This is a genomic window from Devosia alba, from assembly GCF_039938915.1.
Taxonomy (GTDB): domain Bacteria; phylum Pseudomonadota; class Alphaproteobacteria; order Rhizobiales; family Devosiaceae; genus Devosia; species Devosia alba.
In genome coordinates this window covers 1-19,786 of record NZ_JBDUUI010000015.1, presented here as the reverse complement: position 1 = coordinate 19,786, position 19,786 = coordinate 1, and the positions used below count along the sequence as shown (strand labels likewise).

Below are 19,786 nucleotides of genomic sequence, written 5' to 3'. Positions count from 1 at the left end.
CGGGGCTATTGGGCCCAGGCGCCGAACACCTTCTCGAACAGCGCCTGGGCAGCCTCATCCTTTTCCAGGGTGATGATCGCGTTGCGGCCGGTCCCGTATATCACCGCCAGATCCATCCATTTGCGGTTCTCAAGCAGATCAATATTGGCCGTGGTATCTGTGGGCGACGCGCTGAGCGCAAACAGGAACGAATTGCCGACCACGCGGGCCGATGCACCAACCAGCGGCGTGCCCGGCACCAGTTCTTCATCCTTGAGCAGCACGCCCGGCAAATTGGCCACCGTTCCACCGATGAAGGTGTCCGAGACCTGGAAGTCCACTTCCATCAAATGGCTGGCCGGCAGGCTGGGGTCCGAGTTCTTGCGGATCGTCAGATCCACGCCCAGATTGCGGGCCGGGATACTGGCATGGCCAATCAATGTTGGCAGCCCAAGCTCATCAACGCCCTCACGCCACTCCACGGTGCCCGAGAACGGGACCGCTCCGGTGGTGCCGGTGGCGCTGGCTTCCAGCAGCAGCGACTGGCTGCCCGCCAGTACGGCCGGATCAACCGATGCACCCGGATCGTCGATGGCCGGTGTGTTCGCGGCCTGTCCTGGAAGGCGTTCTTCGCTCTTGCCATCAGCACCACCCAGCGGCGGCAGCACGGTTTCTGTTCCGGTCGACGCGCTCGGCTGCGGCGTGGGTTCAAGGCGATCCTCGACCTCCAGCCCCTCCAGTGTGGTGGCGGGTTCGACGGCCGGCGCCGTCGCCGTATTACCGGGAACTGCTACGGGATCGGTCGCTGTTTCAGGGCTCTGCACAGGGTCCAGCGTTGGCGTTGATGGCGCAGCGGCGCTGGTATTCTGCTCCTCAGCAGGCTGTGCCTGACCAAACATCTGCTCGAGGTCGACATAGCCTTCGCGCCATGCCCAGAAGCCGGCGCCGCCAACCCCCACCAGCAGGATAGCGAACACTACAAGAAAAATAGTAAGGCCGGATCCGGCGCGCGGGACAGCAGGAGGCGACACGAAACCGCTGTCATCGCTGTCATCCCCGCCGTGGTCCGGCGCCGCGAACATGCGCTCGGCAACGGCCTGGGCTGTCTCGGGCGTGTCGGCAGTCGATTCGCCGCGCGCTTCACGATCCAGTGTTTCGATCGCACGCTCAATCGCGCCCTCAGCTTCGCTGGCATCGGGCTCAAGCTCGACTTCCCGCACCGTTGACAGCGCCGGCTCGACTGCAGCGGACGCCAATGGTTCGGCCGGTCGCCGCAGCGCTGATTGCGATCCGCCCAGCAAGGGCTCGACGCGCCCGCCGCGCGCAATTTCGGCTGTCGAATTGACAGCCAGCGCCGCATTCTCGTGGCGCGAGCCATAACTTGCCGGCCTTGGCGTCGTTTCAATGGGGCGGATGTTTGACACCGGCTGCATCGGCGCGCTGCGGGGCAATTCCGGCCGCGACGGCAATTCCGCTGATTCGCTTTTTGGCGTGGGTTTGCTGACCACCGGCACCTGAATTACCGAAACGCTACCGGTAGCGGCCGCCTCGGCAATGATCTCCTCGATCGACATGGCATCGGTTGATTTCGCCGCTACCGCGACCGGCTTTGGCGGCCCCACAGGCGGGTCTTCTGCCGCAGCGTGGTCGGTTGATTCACTCTCGGACGACTTGGGTTCATCGGGCCTGGTTTCGGTCGGCGGCACGGCAACCGGCTTTGGCTCGGGGGCACGGGGCGCCAGCGTTCCCTCACGTCCCAGCGTGATAACAGCCTCGCTGGCTTCCTGCTCGACCCGGCGGATACAATCTTCGAGCTGCAGACGGTGCTGGGTGATGTCCCGTGCCGGCAATGGCGGAGAAATAGCCCGCAACTGACCCACGAGAGCCGAACGCGCCTTCTCATAGACCGCACGCCGTGCGGCCCCGTTATTCTCCGGCAACGCCGAGATAGCCCGGCGCAACAGCTCTTTGTAGTCCGCCATTGGTTACTTGATACTCACGATTTCTGCGCCGAGTTGTAGCAAAAAAAATCAGTCTTGAAACGGGTCAACGACAAGGATGGTATCGAGCCGTTCCGGGCTCGTCGACAGCATTGCTACCGAAGTACCAATTTGTTCCTCGATAAAACGGACATACTTGATGGCCTGCGCCGGCAATTGCGCCCAGCTGCGTGCCCCGGCTGTCGTTTCCGACCAACCTTCAAGCGTCTCGTAGATTGGCTTAACCCGCGCTTGTGCTCCCATTGAGGCAGGCAGGTAATCAATCCGCACCCCATCCAGCTCGTAGCCGACACAGACCTTGATCTCTTTGAGGCCGTCGAGCACGTCGAGCTTGGTCAGCGCAATGCCGGTGATGCCCGAGGTCTTGACGGTCTGCCGCACCAGCACCGCATCGAACCAGCCGCAGCGGCGCGGACGACCGGTATTGACGCCCACTTCACGACCCACCACGGCCAGATGCTTGCCGATATCGCCATCAAGCTCGCACGGGAATGGGCCTTCGCCGACGCGGGTCGTATAGGCCTTGGTGATGCCCAGCACGTAGCCGATGGCCGTTGGGCCAAGCCCAGAGCCGGCAGCTGCCTGTCCCGCCACGGTATTGGAAGAGGTCACGAACGGATAGGTGCCGTGATCATTGTCCAGCAGGGCGCCCTGGGCGCCTTCGAACAGGATCCGGGCGCCGGCCTTGCGCTTGTCGTCGAGCACCCGCCAGACCTGATCCATAAAGGGCAGGATATCGGCGGCAACGGCGATCAGTTCGTCATAGATCGTCTGGGCGTCGATCTCGGCCAGCCCCATGCCACGACGCAGCGCGTTGTGGTGGGTCAGCAGGCGCTCGATCTTGACCATCAGCGTATCGGGTTCGCTCAGATCGACCAGACGGATGGCACGGCGGCCAACCTTGTCTTCATAGGCCGGGCCAATGCCGCGCTTGGTGGTGCCAATCTTCAGACCCGAATTGGAATCCTCGCGAATGGCGTCCAGTTCACGATGCAGCGACAGGATCAGCGGTGCATTGTCGGCGATGCGCAGCAGTTCAGGGGTGATCGTCACTCCCTGCGCGCGCAGTCGCTCCAGCTCACTGACGAAATGGTGCGGATCCACCACCACGCCATTGCCAATCACCGACAGCTTGCCTTGCACCAGACCGGACGGCAGCAGCGCGAGCTTGAAGCTCACCCCGTCAATAACCAGCGTATGGCCGGCATTGTGACCGCCCTGATAGCGGACCACGACGTCGGCGCGCTCGCTGAGCCAGTCCACGATCTTGCCCTTGCCCTCGTCGCCCCACTGCGAGCCGACGACAACCACATTAGCCATGAAATTCCATCTCCAGGATAGGCGCGACACGAAGGGTCCGACAAAGTCGTCGCCCCTTCCCCAATTTGGACGTCTGTCCCCCGACCAACTTTGGTTGACGTTTCAACCGGGTCGAATAACTGCTAAGTCCGACTGTCCTTACATCACCCGGGCTACGATGACAAAGCCGCTAGTGCACCAAAATCGCGGCATTTCCGCCCGCGTCCTCGACCAACCCTATCTCATGTTGATTCTGGCCCCCATGTTCTGGGGTGGAAATGTCGTGGCCGCCAAGATGGTGGTGGGAGAGATCGATCCCTTTCTGCTGCTTTCGGCCCGTTGCGTGGGCGCCACGCTGTTCATCCTGCCGTTTTCCTGGCGCTTCCTGTCCGCCGACTGGCCGGTGATCCGCCGCACCTGGCCCCTGCTGATGGCCTATGGCGCCCTGGGCTATGCCCTTTACAATGTGCTGCTCTATCTGGGGCTGACGACCACCACGGCCGTCAATTCCTCGATCGAGACGGGCGCCCTGCCCATGATGATTCTCGCTGCCAACTTCATCGTCTTCCGCGTTCGTGCCAGAGTGCTGCAGGTGCTGGGTGTGCTGATCGCCATATCTGGCGTCATGCTCACCGCCACCCATGGCGACCTGCGCCGCATTCTCACACTCGATATCAATATCGGCGACGGTTTCGTCCTGCTGGCCTGCCTGACCTATACCGCCTATACGCTGGCCCTGCGGTTCCGCCCGCAAGTGCATATGATGAGTTTCATGGCCGTCGCCTTCACGGGGGCAGCGATCACCGGCCTGGTCATGCTGCAGCTGTTCGGCCCCGGCATCACCGCCTTTGCCACCATCCCCACCATGTCGCCCACCGTCTGGGCCGTGCTGGTCTATGTGATGATCTTTCCCTCCATGTTCAGCCAGATCTTTTACGCCCGCGGCGTCGAACTGGTGGGCGCCAACCGGGCGGCCCCCAGCCATAATCTGATCCCGGTCTTTGGCACGCTGGGGTCGGTGATCATTCTGGGCGAACGGCTCGAACTCTATCATTACCTCGCCGCCGCCATCATCATCGCCGGCATCGCCATGGCCGAATGGGCCGCCCGCCGCATGCGCTAGAGCATCGCCCGACGGCGCTGCAATGCCGGCGCGCGCCGAAACGCCGCCCGGCTTGCGCTTGCGGTTTTCACGGGTAATGGGCGGCCTTTGGCTCGATCCAGTTTACTACTCGGGGAGCCAAGGGCCGCCCATCACGGATCTGGAGTTTCCTCACCGGGTCCGGTTCAAGCGGGACTAGTATTGCAAGCCCGGTTGCCGACTGTCTGCCCGGCCAAACGGGCGCCCCCGTCTTCAGCCTTCCCGCCCGGCCCTGCGTCGGGGCCGCGTGTTGGCGGGAACGGGAGCAAGTATGCGCGCGGTTTTCGCGACGGGGACAAGAAGGACAAGTTGGCCCGCGGGGGGCCGGCAACAAAAAGGCCGGCGCCAGAGCGCCGACCCATTCATAGTTCAAGCGCGGTCAAAGCCTAGAAGCGCAGCGCCTTGGCCTGCTTGACGCCCTCGAGCGAAGCGATCTCGGCGAGCTGCGCCTCGGTCAGCTGCCCGTCAATCGACACCAGCGCGATCGCGTCCGCACCCTGTTCGGCGCGGCCCAGATTGAAGTTGGCGATATTGATGCCAAGCGTCCCCAGCAGCGTGCCCAGCCGGCCAATATGGCCGGGCTTGTCCTCATTGGTCACATACAGCATGGATGGCGTCAGTTCGGCCTCCATATTGATGTTCTTGACCTGGATAATCCGCGGCTTGCCGCTGGCAAACACCGTCCCCGCCACCGCGCGTTCCTGACGCTCGGTGACAACCGTCAGGCGGATGTAGTTTTCATAGGCGCCCTGCTGCTCACGCGTCACCACTTCCACGCCAATGCCCCGATCCTTGGCGATCTGCGGCGCCGAAACCATGTTCACATCAGGCATCATCGGCCGCATCACGCCATAGACTGCCGAGGCCACCATGGGGCGGGTATTCATGCTGGCGACATCGCCCTCGAACTCGATCTTGATGCCCTTGATCGCCGTTTCCGTCATCTGGCCGGCAAACGAGCCGAGCATTTCGGCCAGCTTGATGAACGGGGTCAGGCGTGGTGCTTCTTCGGCCGAGATCGATGGGAAGTTCAGCGCATTGCTGATTTCGCCGGCATTGAGATAGGCCGAGATCTGCTCGGCCACCTGCAGCGCCACATTCTCCTGGGCTTCGCCGGTGGAGGCACCCAGATGCGGGGTGCAGATCACGTTGGGCATTTCAAACAACGGGTTGGCCGTGGCGGGTTCCTCGAGGAACACGTCCAGCGCCGCACCCGCCACCTGCCCCGACTTGAGGGCTTCGTAGAGCGCGGCTTCATCGATCAGGCCGCCACGGGCACAATTGATGATCCGCACGCCCTTCTTGGTCTTGGCCAGCGCAGCAGCGTCAATGATGTTGCGCGTCGCGTCGATCAGCGGCGTGTGCAGCGTGATGAAGTCGGCGCGCGCCAGCAGCTCATCAAGCGTCACCTTCTCGACGCCGATCTCCAGCGCGCGATCAGGCGTCAGGAAGGGATCAAAGGCGACAACCTTCATCTTGAGGCCCTGCGCGCGGTCGGCCACGATTGAGCCGATATTGCCCGCGCCGATCAGGCCAAGCGTCTTGTTGGTGACTTCAACACCCATGAAGCGGTTCTTCTCCCACTTGCCGGCACGGGTCGATGCATCGGCCTCGGGCAGCTGGCGCGCCAGCGCCATCATCATGGCGATGGCGTGTTCGGCGGTGGTGATGGAATTGCCGAAGGGCGTGTTCATCACGATGATGCCCTTCTTGGTCGCAGCAGGGATATCGACATTGTCGACACCGATGCCGGCGCGGCCGATGACCTTGAGCCTGGTCGCCGCGGCAATGACCTTCTCGGTCATCTTGGTGGCCGACCGGATCGCCAGACCATCATACTGGCCGATGACTTCGAGCAGCTTTTCCTTGTCCTTGCCCAGATCGGGCAAATAGTCGACCTCGACGCCATTGTCCTTGAAGATCTGGACGGCGGCCATGCTGAGCTTGTCGGAAACGAGAACCTTGGGCATTGGGTAATCCCTGAATTTGATGTGAAACCGTCCCCCACCCTCATTCCCTCCCCACAAGGGGGAGGGATGCACAGGAGCTGCGCCGGCAGAGGCTTCGGCTCCATCGTCTCCCTCCCCCTTGTGGGGAGGGATCAAGGGTGGGGGTCTATTGAGTTAGGCAGCGGCCTTGTCGAGCGCGGCCTTTTCTTCGGCGAAGGCGAAATCGAGCCACGGCACCAGCGCGGCCAGATCGGCCGTTTCGATGGTGCAGCCGGCCCAGATGCGCAGACCCGACGGCGCGTCCTTGTAGGCGCCGATGTCATAGGCCACGCCGGCCTTGTCGAGCCGCGCCACGATGGCCTTGGCAAACGCGGCCTGCGCCGCGTCATCGAGCGCCGTGATCGCCGGATCGACGATCGAGAAGCACACCGAGGTGTTGGAGCGGTTAGCCTCATCCTTGGCCAGGAACTCGACCCACCCGGTCTTGGCGACCCAGTCGGCCAGCACCTTGAAATTGGCGTCGGCGCGCGCCTGCATGGCACTGAGGCCACCCAGCGACAGACCCCATTCCATCGCATCAATGGCGTCTTCGATGCAGATCATCGAGGGCGTATTGATGGTGGCGGCCTGGAACACTTCTTCCAGCAGCTTGCCGCCCTTGGTCAGGCGGAAGATCTTGGGCAGCGGACGATCGGGCTTGAAGGTCTCCAGCCGCTCGACCGCACGGGGCGACAGGATCAGCACACCATGGGCGGCTTCACCGCCCAGCGCCTTCTGCCAGGAGAAGGTCACCACATCGAGCTTGGCGAAATCAAGGTTCTGCGCGAAGGCGGCCGAGGTCGCATCGCAAATGGTCAGGCCCTGACGATCGGCCGCGATCCAGTCGCCATTGGCAACCCGCACGCCCGAGGTCGTGCCGTTCCAGGTGAACACCACGTCACGGTCAAAATCCACCTGACCGAGATCGGGCAGTTCGCCATAGGGCGCCTTGATGATGCGGACATCGTCCAGCTTGAGCTGCTTGGACACGTCGGTGACCCAGCCTTCGCCAAAGCTTTCCCAGGCCAGCATGTCGACGCCCCGCGCGCCGAGCATCGACCACAAGGCCATTTCCACAGCGCCGGTATCGGAGGCGGGGACAATGCCGATGCGGTAATCGGCGGGAACTTCCAGCAATTGCCGGGTCAGGTCGATGGCGCGCTGAATACGCGCCTTGCCCGGCTTGGAGCGGTGCGACCGACCGACCAGCGCATTGGCCAGCGCTTCAACCGTCCACCCGGGACGCTTGGCACAGGGGCCCGACGAGAAATTTGGATTGGCCGGTTTTACCGCCGGCGCGGTCAGGGGCATTGGAGCCATCTTCAGCGACCCTCCCAGGTCTATGCGTCTCGCGTTAGGGCGAGATGTCCTGAGACGGCGAATACGCCCGAACCCACGGCGGCGTCAATACGTCTTTTTGGCGCAGCGTTTGCTCCGGAACTCATAAGCTTGTTTCGGGGAACACAAAAGGTCCTGCCATCTTGTAGCTTCGGCAGTAGGTGAAAATCCGTTGAACTGCCGCCGTCATTGACGCAGCGGGAGTTACCCTTTCTTAGGGTGCGGCTTGTACGCTTTGAAGCATTCCATTGATTAAGGGCAATTTCGATGCGGGTTTCTACAGTATCGCTGCTATTTTACTTGGCACTTCACTCTCCTGCGTTCGCCTATCTGGATCCGGGTACCGGCAGCATGATCCTGCAGGGGATTATCGGCGGCGTGGCGGTTGGAGCGGCAACAATCTCGGTCTATTGGAAGAAGCTCACCTCGATCTTTGCTGGTCGCGCCCGCAGCAAGTGACATCACAGAGAGCGTTGCGGCGCGTCGCAGGGTCTTTTCGAGATCCCGCCGGCGGCGTCTTTGAATCAGGCGATCTGATCTACCGCAGCGTGAGCGCGGCTGGCTCCTCGAATTATGAGGCCGCAGTGACCGCCGGTGTGCTGGACGGCCTCGTATCCGATGGCATGCTGGTGCCCTATGAGAGGATCGCGCCTTCGTCCGTTGAAGCCGATGCCGGCATGGTGCATCTGCTTCAGCATCCTCGGCTTGAAGTCATTTCGCATCCCTATGAGTGGTCGTTCTCTCTGCTAAAGGACGCTGCGATTTTCCAGCTGGAGCTCTTGATCCGGCTGCTGGACCAAGGCTTTACGCTCACGGACGCGTCCGCCTACAATATACAATATGATGGACATCGCCCGGTCTTTCTCGACCACTTATCTATCCGCCCCTATCGCGAAGGCGAATTCTGGCTGGCGCATCGCCAGTTCTGCGAGCAGTTCCTGAACCCACTGGTGCTGCGGTCTGCACTCGGCGTGGCGCACAACGCCTGGTATCGAGGAACATTAGAAGGCATTCCGGTTGCCGACCTCGCCCGGCTCCTGCCCCTGAAACGGCGGTTGTCGTGGAATGTCCTGGTTCACATCCTGCTGCAAGACCGGTTCCAACAATCCGCCGTGTCGCGTGTCGACCTGGGTCAGACGCTGCGGCAGCGGCAACTCCCGAAGGCCCAGTTCAGGGCCATGCTGCAGCAATTGCTCAGGTGGATCGGCCGGATGACGCCCGCCGGCACACGCCCGACCACTTGGGCAAGTTACGCAGCCAACAATACATATTCAGAACTAGACGGCGGAGCAAAGCGACAGTTCGTGGCCGACTTCGTCGCTTCGAGCGGCGCGAGGTCGGTCATTGATCTGGGCTGCAACACCGGCGACTATGCCAGGATCTGCCTCGATAATGGCGTGGGCCGCGTCGTTGGATTCGATTTTGATCAACAGGCCCTCGATGGTGCCCATTCCCGTGCCAAGGCCGAGAACCTGAATTTTCTCCCGCTCTTTCTCGATGCGCGCAATCCGAGCCCGGATCAGGGCTGGCTGCAATCGGAACGCATGGGGTTTGCAAAACGCTTCGAGGCGGATGCGGTACTGGCGCTGGCCTTCGAGCACCATCTGGCGATCGCGCACAATGTGCCACTTGATCAGACCCTCGACTTCATAATGTCCACCGCTCCCCAGGGCGTCGTGGAGTTCGTCCCCAAAGACGACCCCACGATCAAGACGATGCTGGCGCTGCGCGAGGACATCTTCCCCGATTATAGCGAAGGCAACTTCCGGCATTTGCTCGCAGCGCGCGCCAGGATCGTGCGCGAGGAACAGATATCGGCGTCGGGGCGCCGCATGTTTGTGTTTCAGAAGTAGCAATACGGTGGGCGACGAGACAGCGAACCGCATCGATCAGGGACGAACCGCCGGCACAGACCGGGTGCTTCTCTTCGTCCTGCCGCTACTTGCCTTCCTGCCCCCGATGGTACACGCCTACACAACATTAAAGCTGCCCCTGGGCATCCACTTTTGGCTGCTGAGCGGTGGTATTGCCGCGTTGGCCCTGCTGCTGGGCTCCGCCATGGCTTGGTTAGGCACCAAAGCGGAGGACCGTCCGTGGCAGATCCTGCAAGCCGTTCTGCTAGGTTCGGTAGTCCTGCTTCTGATTGACCTATCGACCTATCGGTTCGATGCATCCCTTCTGCTGGCTCACCTCCCCTGGGCATTGGGGCTCTGGGCCTGCCTTGCCGCCACCTTCTGGCTTCTTCGCCAGCAGCTTCCGAAAATTTTGTTTGCCGGCGCTCTGGCGCTCCTGCTGTCGACTGTCGCGCCACAGGTCCACCTGTCGTTCTTGGCCCCTGCAGCGCAAGCCGGCGCGTCGGGCGGAACGCAGAAAGAAGCACCGCCATTCATTTACATCGTGCTCGACGAAATGATCGGCCCAGAGGGTATTCCGAAGGATATCGAGGGCGGTGAGAAGGCCTATCAGGCGGTGCGCCAACTGTTCGACAAGCACGGTTTCCGCTTGTTCGGCAGCGCCTTCAGTCGCCATTCGCTCACGGTTCGCTCGATACCCAATACGCTGAACTACGACGTTGACGACAATAGCTGGGGGATGGTTCTTCGACACAGCAACAATGGCGTCGTTCAGTCGGTGCTGTTTGAAGAGCTGGCGCTTTCAAAGCCACTCGTTGTCTACCAGACCAAGCACATCAATTTTTGCAGTTCCGTGCCCACGCGATGCGAAACTCTGCAGTCCTATGACGCTCAGGGGGAATGGGTCACACAGCTTGGTCTCGGTCCTGCCGAGACCCTCTTCACGCTCAGGGAGGCCCTGTCTGGCAGTCTGTTGGCACGTGGCGGAATACAACTCCTGGCGGCTACCTTACGTTTGGACCTCAACAAGGCGGTCCCCGAGTATTTCGACGTCCACGCATTCCCGGCCTGGTTTGACCACTTTTCCGACGATGTGGTTCGGTCAGAAGGCAACAGCAACTATTTCGCTCATTTGCTCAGTCCACATGCGCCCTACATTCTCGATGCTTCCTGCGCACCGCAACAAGGGTGGGAACTTCCATACAATCTCGATGACGAACACCTTTCAGACGTGGAGCTGGATGACGCCCGCGCCAGACACTACCGCACCTATTTCAAGCAGATGACCTGCTTGCTGGGAAAGCTGGATGCCTTTCTCATGCGCTTGGCCGATAGTCCCGCATTTTTCGACGCTACGATTGTCCTGCACGGCGACCACGGTTCCCGTATCTCTGGAGGTCGCTTCGCTGAAACCATCACCGAACGCGATCTCGTCGACAATCACTCGACCCTGTACGCTATCCGCGCCCCAGAGATCGAAGCTGCCTATGATCTTCGCCGTGTCTCGGTACAGCAGCTCACTGCCGAGTATTTCGGCAACGTGAGCCGGCCAGCTTCCGATGGCGATCTCAGCGTTGTCATTGACTCGATACGGGAGGGTCACGCTGTGGTTCTGCAGATGCCGAAAACTCAAGGCGAGACGCAGCTCACCGGTGAAGTGGCAGAGTGGTAGCCATGTGGAAAACATCTAATTTTGGGCATCTGCCATCATTGTAGCATCAGGCTTTCTACTGTCGGCTCGGAACTGGCCCCTGCTTTTGTTGGTTCTATTGCCCGGCACCGTATGACTCATGGGGCTCTGGATTTACTTTTGGTCAACTTTGAATTGCGCCGACGCATGCCCGTCTGGACGCGATATTGGAAATGGACCAATCATCGGGATCGTTGCGGCGGCTACCCTGTTCTTTGTTCTGGTTGCTGGCATCAAAGCCTTGATGATCAGGCGGCGACCGCGACGCAATCGGCCTTAGCGCGGACGAACGGCTATCCGACAATCGGCAACGCGCCCCATTCCGGCCGTCGCCAGGTTCACATGCCAAGCCTGAAAGCCCACATCCTAGGGGCAAGACTTTCCTTGCGATTAGCGCCCGCCGACCAAGTCCAACATGGCGCGTACGGCAGTGGCATAGCCCTTTGCGCCCAGGCCGGCCATGACAACATCGGCGCGCATTGACACGTAGGAGCGATGGTAGATCGGCTCGCGCTTGTGGATGTTGGAAATGTGAAACTCGATCACCGGTCCTTCGAACATCTTGAGCGCATCGAGCAGTGCCAGCGAGGTGAAGGTGAAAGCGGCCGGATTGATGATGATCCCTGCGCCCTCGTCAATCGCCTCATGTACCAGATCAATCAGCTTTTCCTCGCTGTTGGTCTGATGAAACTCGATGGGCGTGTCGCCGCTGCTCGCGCGGCAGAGGTCTTCGACCTCTGCCAAGGTCGTGGTGCCGTAGATGGCGGGCTCGCGCTTGCCCAGGCGGTTGAGATTGGGACCGTTGAGCACATAGATTGGTTTCATGGCACTAGCCTCCATAGCCAAAGGTGCGGGGCAGCCAAAGCACGGTCTCGGGGACGAAGGTGAACAGCAGCAGGGCGCCGATCAGGGCGAGGAGGAAGGGAAATACGTCGGTGACCAGTTCGCGCATCGAGGCGCCCGAGATACGCGTCATGATGAACAGCAGTAGCCCGAAGGGCGGGGTGATCAGGCCGAGCATGATGTTGACCACCACCACCACGCCGAAATGCACCATGTCGATGCCCAGAGCCTGCGCCGTGGGGATGAAAATTGGCACGATGACCAAAAGTATGGTGGTACCTTCCAGCAGGCAGCCCAGCACGATCAGCAGGATGTTGACGGCGATCAGGAAGGTGATCGGGTCAAGGTCCCAGGCGATTAGCATGGTGCTGAGACTGCGCGGGATATTTTCCACCGTCACGACATAGTTGAACACCAGGGCCCCGGCGATCAGCATGCCAATCGAGGCGGTGGTCTTGGCGCTGGTCAGCAGTGACGCATAGAAGTCCCGGGCGCTGACGCTGCGATAGATGACGACCGAAATGATCAGGGCGTAGAAAGCGGCAATGGCAGCGGCTTCGGTGGGCGTGGTGATGCCGCCATAGATGCCGAACATCAGCACGGCCGGCATCAGCAGGACCGGCAGCGCCTCCCAGGTCATGCGCGGCAACTGGCGCAGGGGCGTGGGTGGCTCGACGGGGAAATTCTTCAGCCGGGCAGTAATGGCGATCAGCACCATCATGGCGCCGGCCATCAGCAGGCCGGGAATGATGCCGGCCAGAAACAGGTAGCCGATCGAGGCGTCCGAGATCAGCGCGTAGAGCACCATGGGGATCGAGGGGGGAATGATCGGGCCGATCACGGCTGTCACCGCCGTCAGCGCCGCCGCATAGCTGGGGGTATACTTGCCATCCTTGGTCATCATGAATTGCATCATCTTGCCGCTGCCGGCGGCGTCGGCGACGGCCGAGCCGGACATGCCGGCAAAGACGATGGATTGCAGCACATTGACCTGGGCCAGACCGCCGCGGAACCGCCCGACAATGGCGTCGCACCACTTCAGCAGTCGTTCCGACAGTGAACCGGAATTCATGATCTCGGCGGCGAGGATGAACAGCGGCACGGCCAGCATGATGTAATTGGAATACATGCCGTTGAGCAGTTGCTCGGCGACGATGCCCATGTCCTGGCCGCGGATCAGCAGATAAAGAATCGAGCCGCAGATCATCGACAGCCCCATGGGCAGGCCCAGCACAGCGGTCACGATGATGACGATCAACGCGGCATTAAAAGCTAGCGACAGGGTCATACGCCCGAACTCACTTTGGTCGGATCGACATCCCGCGCTTGCTTGCCCCAGATGGCGCGGCACCCGGCCCAAAATTGCTTGACGATGACGGCAACCGCAAAGATGGGGTAGATGGCGTAGAGGTAGTCGAACCGGATATCGAGATAGGCCGTCGATTGCACCTTCATGAAGGTGACGTAGTCGATGACCGCGGGCAGGGAAATCAGGAACAGGGCGATGACGGTGATCGCCGTCAGCACGACCATGACGCGAAAGACGCGGGGGCTGGCCGTTCCGTAGATCAGGTCGAAGCGGATTTCCTCGTGGTCGCGCACCACGAAGGCCGTGCCGAACAGCACCAGCCACACCCACAGCACCACGCTGACTTCATGGGTCCAGCCGATCGGCAGGTTCAGCGCGTAGCGGAAGACGATCTGCAGGATGAAGACCGCGAACATCACGGCAAGCATGGCGGCGAGGATGTTCTCGGCCCGGGCATGCAGCCATGCGCCGATACCGGCCAGTCGGGAATTCATGGATCAGTCTCCGCAGCGGCGGTTTCGAGGCTGGCGGCGCTAAGGGGCGCGCCACCAGCTTTTAGAGAAGGGCCCTAGAGCGCGTTGATGCGCTCGATTACGCCTTCGGGCCAATCCTTGGCCAGGTCCGATTCAAGATACCTCTGCTGGGCATGGGCACGGAACGCCGCGATATCGGGCTCATAGACGTTGAGGCCGGCGCTCTTGAAGCGCTCTGCCAACTCGGCTTCACGGTCAAGGTGCTCCTGCTGGCTGAAGTCAATAGCCACAGTGGCGGCAGCCTCGACGGCCGTCTGCTGCTCGGGTGTCATGGCATCCCAGGAGGCCTTGGAGATCACCAGCAAGTCATAGCCCACCAGGTGCGAGGTCAAAACGATCTGCTTCATCACTTCGTAGAACTTCATATTCTCGACATTGGGGAGCGGGTTGTCCTGGCCGTCGATGGCCCCGGTCTGCAGGCCCGTATAGACTTCGGCATAGGCCATCGGCGTCGGATTGGCGCCGAGCGCCTCGCCCAGGAACTGCCAGGCGTCGCCGCCGGGCATGCGCAGCTTGATGCCGGCCATGTCGGCCGGGCTCTTGATTTCCTTGTCAATGCGCAGCCCAACCTGACGGGCGCCGAAATAGGTCGGCCCGAGAATGTGGATACCCAGCTGTTCTTCGGCCATCGCCTTGAATTCGGCGCCGACATCGCTGTCAAAGAAGGTGCGCAGGTGCGCCGCGTCGCGGAACAGATAGGCCGAGGTCAGCACGGACCAGGCCGGGATCTGGTTCGAAATGTCCTGTGGCGCGATGTTGCCCATTTCGAGATTGCCACGCTGCAGCGCCACCAGTTCGGTGCCCTGCTTGAACAGGTTGCCGCCGTAGTAGGGCTCGAACGTGAAATCGTCAGCGATCTGGCTGGAAAACAGACCTACCATTTCGGCGCGAATATCCTGCTCCGAGAACACCGCCGAGAACCGCAGCACGGGCTTGTCCTGGGCCATGGCGGGCATCGCTGCCGCTAGCATCAGACCACCAAGCAGCACTGCACGGCGCGTCAATCCAAAACGCATTTTCATCCTCCCAATTGTCGCCCGCCTCTAGCGGGCATGCTCTGCGGACGTGCGGCCTGAAGCCGTCGTTTTTCGTCCTACGGCACAATGTACGAAATAGTTCGTTCAAGTCAATGCCCTGCTTTTGCTTGGCGGCAATTTAACGGGGTAAAGCAGTTTCGTCATGCATTTCTTTTATTATATGATATTTTATGCCGACTTGTCCGTGCGTCGGGCGGCATGACGAATGCTTGGAGGCCAGGGTGCAGGAAGATCGGCAGGACATTGAAGAGGGCGTGGCGGACGTCACGTTCAAGCGCATCCGCGGCGACATCATTGCCGGGATTTTACCGCCATCAAGAAAACTCAAGCTCGACCAGCTCAAGGCCCGTTACGGGGCCAGCGTCAGCACCCTCCGCGAAATCCTCAACCGGCTGGCCAGCGAAAGCCTGGTGGTTGCGGAGGGCCAGCGCGGATTCGAGGTCGCACCGGCGACCCCGGCCAATCTGCGCGAAGTGGCCGATCTGCGGCTGCTGCTGGAGAGTCACGCGCTGCGGCTATCGCTGAGCGCGGGCGATCTGGATTGGGAGGGGCGCGTGGTGGCAGCCCAGCACAAGCTGTCGGTGGTGGAAACGCAGTTGCTCAATGGCGATATGGACCGGACCCTGCAATGGGTGCGCTACGACTTCGCCTTTCACAATGCGCTGATTTCGGCCTGTGGTTCGCAAACGCTGCTGGCGCTGCACGCGGCGGTATTCGACCGCTTCATCCGCTACCACCTGCTGGCCGCTTCCTTTCGCGGTGCCGCGGTCATGGACGATCACCGGGCGCTGTTCGAGCTGGCAATGCGGCGCGATGTCGAGCCCTGCGTCATCATGCTCAGCAGCCACATCAAGGCCGGTGTGGATCATGTGCTGGCTTCGGGTCGAATCTAGCGATCAGCCGCAACGGCTGCGCTGAACGTGGCGGCCATGGCTTCGGCCTCAGGCTTGATGCCGGCGAACAGCTCGAAGGCGCGGACCGCCTGGTAGACCGCCATGCCACCGCCGGGCAGAACCCGGCACCCCTTGGCCCGCGACAGCGCCACCAGCTCGGTTTCGAGCGGGAAATAGACCACGTCGGCAACCCAGTGGCGGGCCGCGATGAGGTTGGCCGCCAAGGGCAGGCCCGGCATCTTGGTCATACCCACCGGGGTGGTGTTGACGATGCCGTCGGCCCTTGCTGCCGCTGCCGCCACGTCATTCACCGCCTCGGCATCGGCGCCGAGCCGATCCCGCAGACGCGCCGCCAGCGCGTGCGCCCGGGCAGGATCGGTGTCATAGATGGCAAGGCCAACGGCGCCGGCCTGCAGTAGCGCCCAGGCAACGGCGGCGCCTGCCCCACCCGAACCGAGTTGGAGCACCTGATGGAGCGGGGCGCCCCGCAGACCCTGGCGGAAGCTTTCACCAAAGCCCCAGCTATCGGTATTGTGGCCAATGGTGCGGTTGCCCATCACAACGGTATTGACCGCCCCGATGGCCGCGGCATCCGGCGCCAGATCGTCAAGCAGCGGCAGCATTGCCTGCTTGAACGGGTAGGTCACGTTGAGCCCGGAAAAGCCAAGCGCGCGCGCCTCCGCCAGGACTACCGGCAAGGCGGCATCCTCAAGGCCCAGCAGATCGAAATCGATCAGGTGATAGTGGTAATCGAGGCCCAGGCGCTCGCCCTCGCGCTCATGCATCAGTGGGGAGAGCGACGCGGCAATGCCCCGACCAATCAGCCCGACCGTTATGGCGCCAGGACGCGGCCGACGGCCCTGCAGAATGGCGCTGAACAGCGGCGATTCCCGCGGCGTGCTGGCAGTATGCAAGTCCCGTCTCCCTGCCGCCCTGTTGCGCGATACGCAGCGGCGGACTTGTGTTTGGCACGCCGCACCCGATAAATGGCTGACAGACGATTTGAGCAAAATGTACGAACTGGTTAGTTTAGTCAATTGCCGCCCAGGAAGGCTCTGAACGAATGAATGTTCCGGTTTCATCATCCCGATCCAAGGCCCGCGACGGGGCAACGCGCATTCAGGATCCGGAGGGCACCCGGCAGAATATCATCGAGGTCGCAGCGCAGGAATTTGCCCTCAATGGCCTGTCTGGCGCGCGGATCGATGAAATCGCTGCCAAGACGCGTTCGTCCAAGCGGATGATATACTACTATTTCGGCAACAAGGAGGGCCTCTATCTCAGCGCCCTTGAGAATGCCTATCGCCAGGTCCGCGACGGCGAAGCCAAGCTTGATATTGCGGGTCTGCCGCCGATCGAGGCGCTGCAGCGGCTGGTCGAATTTACCTTCGACCACCATCACCAGCATGAAGAATTCATCCGCATGGTGATGATCGAGAATATCCATCATGCCGAATTCCTGGCGCGTTCCGACGTCATTGCCGACCTCAATGTCACGGCCATCGGCAATATCGAGGCAATCTATGCCAAGGGTTTGGCCGAAGGGGTGTTTCGCCCGGGGCTTGAGCCGCTGGAAATCCACTGGCAGATCAGTGCCCTGTGCTTTTTCAATGTCGCCAACCGGGCAACCTTTTCCAAGATTTTTGGCAAGGACGTCGGCAGCCCGGCTTTTCAGGAATCGTTGCGCAGGCAGACGGTCGAGATGGTACTGAGATTTGTCGTCCTAGCGGAGAAGCTGACGGGGCCATAGGTCGCAGGCCACAAGACCCATCCACCTCGTCCAAGAGCAATTGGGACGACTGCAGGCGACGCCACACTGACACTGAAATGGCGCTTGCTGTCAGGCTCCCACTGCGGGCCGATGCCTCCTTGCAAATGTACTAACTAGTTCGTACTCTCGTCTGAAAAGGGAGCGCGACCTTGAAAACCTCGATTGCGACAGTGTCGATCAGCGGCGATCTGCCGGAAAAACTAGAGGCCATCGCTGCGGCGGGTTTTGACGGGGTCGAGATCTTCGAGAACGACTTTCTCGCCTATGACCAGTCGCCGCGCGAGGTTGCCAAAAGGGTGGCGGACCTGGGACTGACGATTACGCTGTTTCAGCCATTCCGAGATTTCGAGGGCTTGCCGGAGCCCCAGCGTGGCCAAGCCTTCGAGCGTGCGGAGCGCAAGTTCGACCTGATGGGCGAGCTGGGGACGGATCTGATCCTGATCTGCTCCAATGTCTCGCCCCTGGCGCTGGGCGGTATCGACCGGGCAGCCGCGGATTTGCGGGCGCTGGGCGAACGCGCTGCAAAGCGGGGACTGCGGGTGGGCTACGAGGCCCTGGCTTGGGGAAGGCACGTCAATGACCATCGCGACGCGTGGGAAATCGTGCGGCGGGCCGACCACGCCAATGTCGGACTGATCCTCGACAGCTTCCACACACTGTCGCGCGGCATCGACCCCGATTCCATCCGGGCCATTCCGGGCGACAAGATCTTCATCGTGCAGCTCGCCGATGCACCGCGCATCGACATGGACCTGCTCTATTGGAGCCGCCATTTTCGCAACATGCCCGGGGAAGGCGACCTGCCGGTGACCGACTTCATGCGCGCCGTGGCAGCCACCGGCTACAACGGTCCGGTGTCGCTGGAGATCTTCAACGACCAGTTCCGCAGCGGCTCGCCGCGGGCCATTGCCGCCGACGGACATCGCTCGCTGGTCTATCTGATGGATCAGGTGCGCCAGGCCGAGCCCGGCATTGCTCTGGATGTGCCGGTGCTCCCGCCGCGCGTCGCCGTCCAGGGCGTCGCCTTTGTCGAATTCGCGGCCGACGAGGACGAGGCCAGCGCGCTATCCGGCCACCTGCGCCAGCTCGGCTTTCGCCTTACCGGAAGGCACCGGCGCAAGGCCGTCGAACGCTTCAGCACGGGCGATATCAACATCGTCGTCAATACCGAGCGCGAGGGCATGGCGCACGCCGCCTATCTCACGCACGGCACGTCGGCCTATGCGCTGGGGCTGCTGGTCGAGGACGCGGCAGCAACCGTCGCGCGCGCCCAGGCCATGGGTGCTCCGCTGTTCAGCCAGCGCGTCGGCCCCGACCAACTCAGCATACCGGCCATCCGTGGCATTGGCGGTGGCGTGATCTATTTCCTGGACGAAAAAAGCCCGCTCGGCCGGGTCTGGGACATAGAGTTCGAGACCGTCGAGGACCCGCTGGCCGGGATGGATGCGGGCCTCAAAAGCATCGACCATGTTGCGCAGACCATGAACTACGAGGAAATGCTGACCTGGATCCTGTTCTATCGCTCGATCTTCGTGGCCGAGAAAAGCCCGATGGTCGATGTCGTCGATCCGGCCGGTCTCATCCGCAGCCAGGTCATTGAGAACGAAGAAGGCTCGCTGCGCCTCACTCTCAACGGGGCCGAAAGCCACCGCACGCTGGCTGGGCGTTTCATCGCCGAAACCTTCGGCTCGAGCATCCAGCACCTGGCCTTTGCCAGCAATGACATCCTTGCCACCGCCGCCGCCCTAGCCGCCAATGGCATGCAGACGCTGGAAATCTCGCCCAACTATTACCAGGACCTGCAGGCCCGGCTGGCGCTGCCGCAGAAAACGGTCGACGCGCTCAAACGCGCCAATGTGCTATATGACCGCGACGCCAATGGCGAGTTCTTCCAGCTTTATTCGACCAATATCGGGGAGGGTTTCTTCTTTGAAGTCGTCCAGCGCTCGGCCGGGTATCGGGGATATGGCGCTGTCAATGCGCCGTTCCGGATTGCCGCGCAAAAGCGGGAGCGCCCATCGGCTGCGATGCCGCGGAAATGACATTCTGGCAGAAACGCGCCCCATGCACGAACCCGCTTCGCGGGAGGGCGGGTGCGGCGTGGTCTCGGTT

Annotated in this window: 15 protein-coding genes; 6 read left to right on the top strand and 9 right to left on the bottom strand. The window is 61.7% G+C overall.

Annotated elements, in window-relative coordinates; translation table 11 throughout:
- Positions 1 to 5 precede the first annotated feature (5 nt).
- Positions 6 to 1,961 carry a hypothetical protein gene (locus tag ABFY71_RS16650; protein ID WP_347947066.1) on the bottom strand — a complete coding sequence of 652 codons (1,956 nt, stop codon included), beginning with the start codon at positions 1,959 to 1,961 and terminating at the stop codon, positions 6 to 8.
- A 48-nt stretch (positions 1,962 to 2,009) separates the two neighbouring features.
- A complete protein-coding gene (locus ABFY71_RS16645) occupies positions 2,010 to 3,299 on the bottom strand; it encodes an adenylosuccinate synthase (protein WP_347947065.1) in 1,290 nt (429 codons plus the stop codon).
- A 172-nt stretch (positions 3,300 to 3,471) separates the two neighbouring features.
- Between ABFY71_RS16645 and ABFY71_RS16640 the strand changes: the two genes are divergently transcribed.
- A complete protein-coding gene (locus tag ABFY71_RS16640; RefSeq protein ID WP_305579664.1) occupies positions 3,472 to 4,401 on the top strand; it encodes a DMT family transporter in 930 nt (309 codons plus the stop codon).
- Between the two features lie 404 nt (positions 4,402 to 4,805).
- Here the strand turns inward: ABFY71_RS16640 and serA are convergent, their stop codons facing one another.
- Both serA and ABFY71_RS16630 read right to left on the bottom strand, forming a co-directional pair.
- The gene (gene serA / locus ABFY71_RS16635; protein WP_347947064.1) at positions 4,806 to 6,389 is read right to left on the bottom strand and encodes a phosphoglycerate dehydrogenase; all 1,584 of its coding nucleotides are present in this window, start codon (positions 6,387 to 6,389) and stop codon (positions 4,806 to 4,808) included.
- A 153-nt stretch (positions 6,390 to 6,542) separates the two neighbouring features.
- Positions 6,543 to 7,727: a phosphoserine transaminase gene (locus ABFY71_RS16630; RefSeq protein ID WP_431021548.1), complete on the bottom strand. Its 1,185-nt coding sequence runs from the start codon at positions 7,725 to 7,727 to the stop codon at positions 6,543 to 6,545.
- Between the two features lie 473 nt (positions 7,728 to 8,200).
- Between ABFY71_RS16630 and ABFY71_RS16625 the strand changes: the two genes are divergently transcribed.
- Positions 8,201 to 9,598 (top strand): class I SAM-dependent methyltransferase, encoded by a 1,398-nt coding sequence (locus ABFY71_RS16625; protein ID WP_347947089.1) that lies wholly within the window; start codon positions 8,201 to 8,203, stop codon positions 9,596 to 9,598.
- 7 nt (positions 9,599 to 9,605) lie between these two features.
- A complete protein-coding gene (locus ABFY71_RS16620; protein ID WP_347947063.1) occupies positions 9,606 to 11,270 on the top strand; it encodes an alkaline phosphatase family protein in 1,665 nt (554 codons plus the stop codon).
- Between the two features lie 408 nt (positions 11,271 to 11,678).
- On the opposite strand, the gene ABFY71_RS16615 is transcribed toward ABFY71_RS16620, so the two are convergent.
- The 4 genes from ABFY71_RS16615 to dctP all read right to left on the bottom strand — a co-directional run bounded on the left by ABFY71_RS16615 (position 11,679) and on the right by dctP (position 14,989).
- Positions 11,679 to 12,113 (bottom strand): type II 3-dehydroquinate dehydratase, encoded by a 435-nt coding sequence (locus ABFY71_RS16615; RefSeq protein WP_347947062.1) that lies wholly within the window; start codon positions 12,111 to 12,113, stop codon positions 11,679 to 11,681.
- 4 nt (positions 12,114 to 12,117) lie between these two features.
- Positions 12,118 to 13,419: a TRAP transporter large permease gene (locus ABFY71_RS16610; protein WP_347947061.1), complete on the bottom strand. Its 1,302-nt coding sequence runs from the start codon at positions 13,417 to 13,419 to the stop codon at positions 12,118 to 12,120.
- Complete coding sequence (locus ABFY71_RS16605) at positions 13,416 to 13,934, bottom strand: TRAP transporter small permease (RefSeq protein WP_347947060.1); 519 nt, start codon at positions 13,932 to 13,934, stop codon at positions 13,416 to 13,418. Before ABFY71_RS16605 ends, ABFY71_RS16610 begins: the two co-directional genes overlap by 4 nt.
- Before the next feature lie 74 nt (positions 13,935 to 14,008).
- Positions 14,009 to 14,989, bottom strand: coding sequence for a TRAP transporter substrate-binding protein DctP (dctP, locus tag ABFY71_RS16600; protein WP_347947059.1), 981 nt, complete (start codon positions 14,987 to 14,989; stop codon positions 14,009 to 14,011).
- A gap of 242 nt (positions 14,990 to 15,231) precedes the next feature.
- Between dctP and ABFY71_RS16595 the strand changes: the two genes are divergently transcribed.
- On the top strand, positions 15,232 to 15,903 hold the full coding sequence (locus ABFY71_RS16595; RefSeq protein ID WP_347947058.1) for a GntR family transcriptional regulator: 672 nt from the start codon (positions 15,232 to 15,234) through the stop codon (positions 15,901 to 15,903).
- On the opposite strand, the gene ABFY71_RS16590 is transcribed toward ABFY71_RS16595, so the two are convergent.
- On the bottom strand, positions 15,900 to 16,817 hold the full coding sequence (locus ABFY71_RS16590; RefSeq protein ID WP_347947057.1) for a shikimate dehydrogenase: 918 nt from the start codon (positions 16,815 to 16,817) through the stop codon (positions 15,900 to 15,902). The genes ABFY71_RS16595 and ABFY71_RS16590 overlap by 4 nt on opposite strands.
- A 149-nt stretch (positions 16,818 to 16,966) precedes the next feature.
- On the opposite strand from ABFY71_RS16590, the gene ABFY71_RS16585 reads away from it, so the two are divergent.
- Both ABFY71_RS16585 and ABFY71_RS16580 read left to right on the top strand, forming a co-directional pair.
- Positions 16,967 to 17,653 (top strand): TetR/AcrR family transcriptional regulator, encoded by a 687-nt coding sequence (locus tag ABFY71_RS16585; protein ID WP_305579491.1) that lies wholly within the window; start codon positions 16,967 to 16,969, stop codon positions 17,651 to 17,653.
- A gap of 170 nt (positions 17,654 to 17,823) precedes the next feature.
- Complete coding sequence (locus ABFY71_RS16580) at positions 17,824 to 19,716, top strand: bifunctional sugar phosphate isomerase/epimerase/4-hydroxyphenylpyruvate dioxygenase family protein (protein WP_347947056.1); 1,893 nt, start codon at positions 17,824 to 17,826, stop codon at positions 19,714 to 19,716.
- Positions 19,717 to 19,786 lie beyond the last annotated feature (70 nt).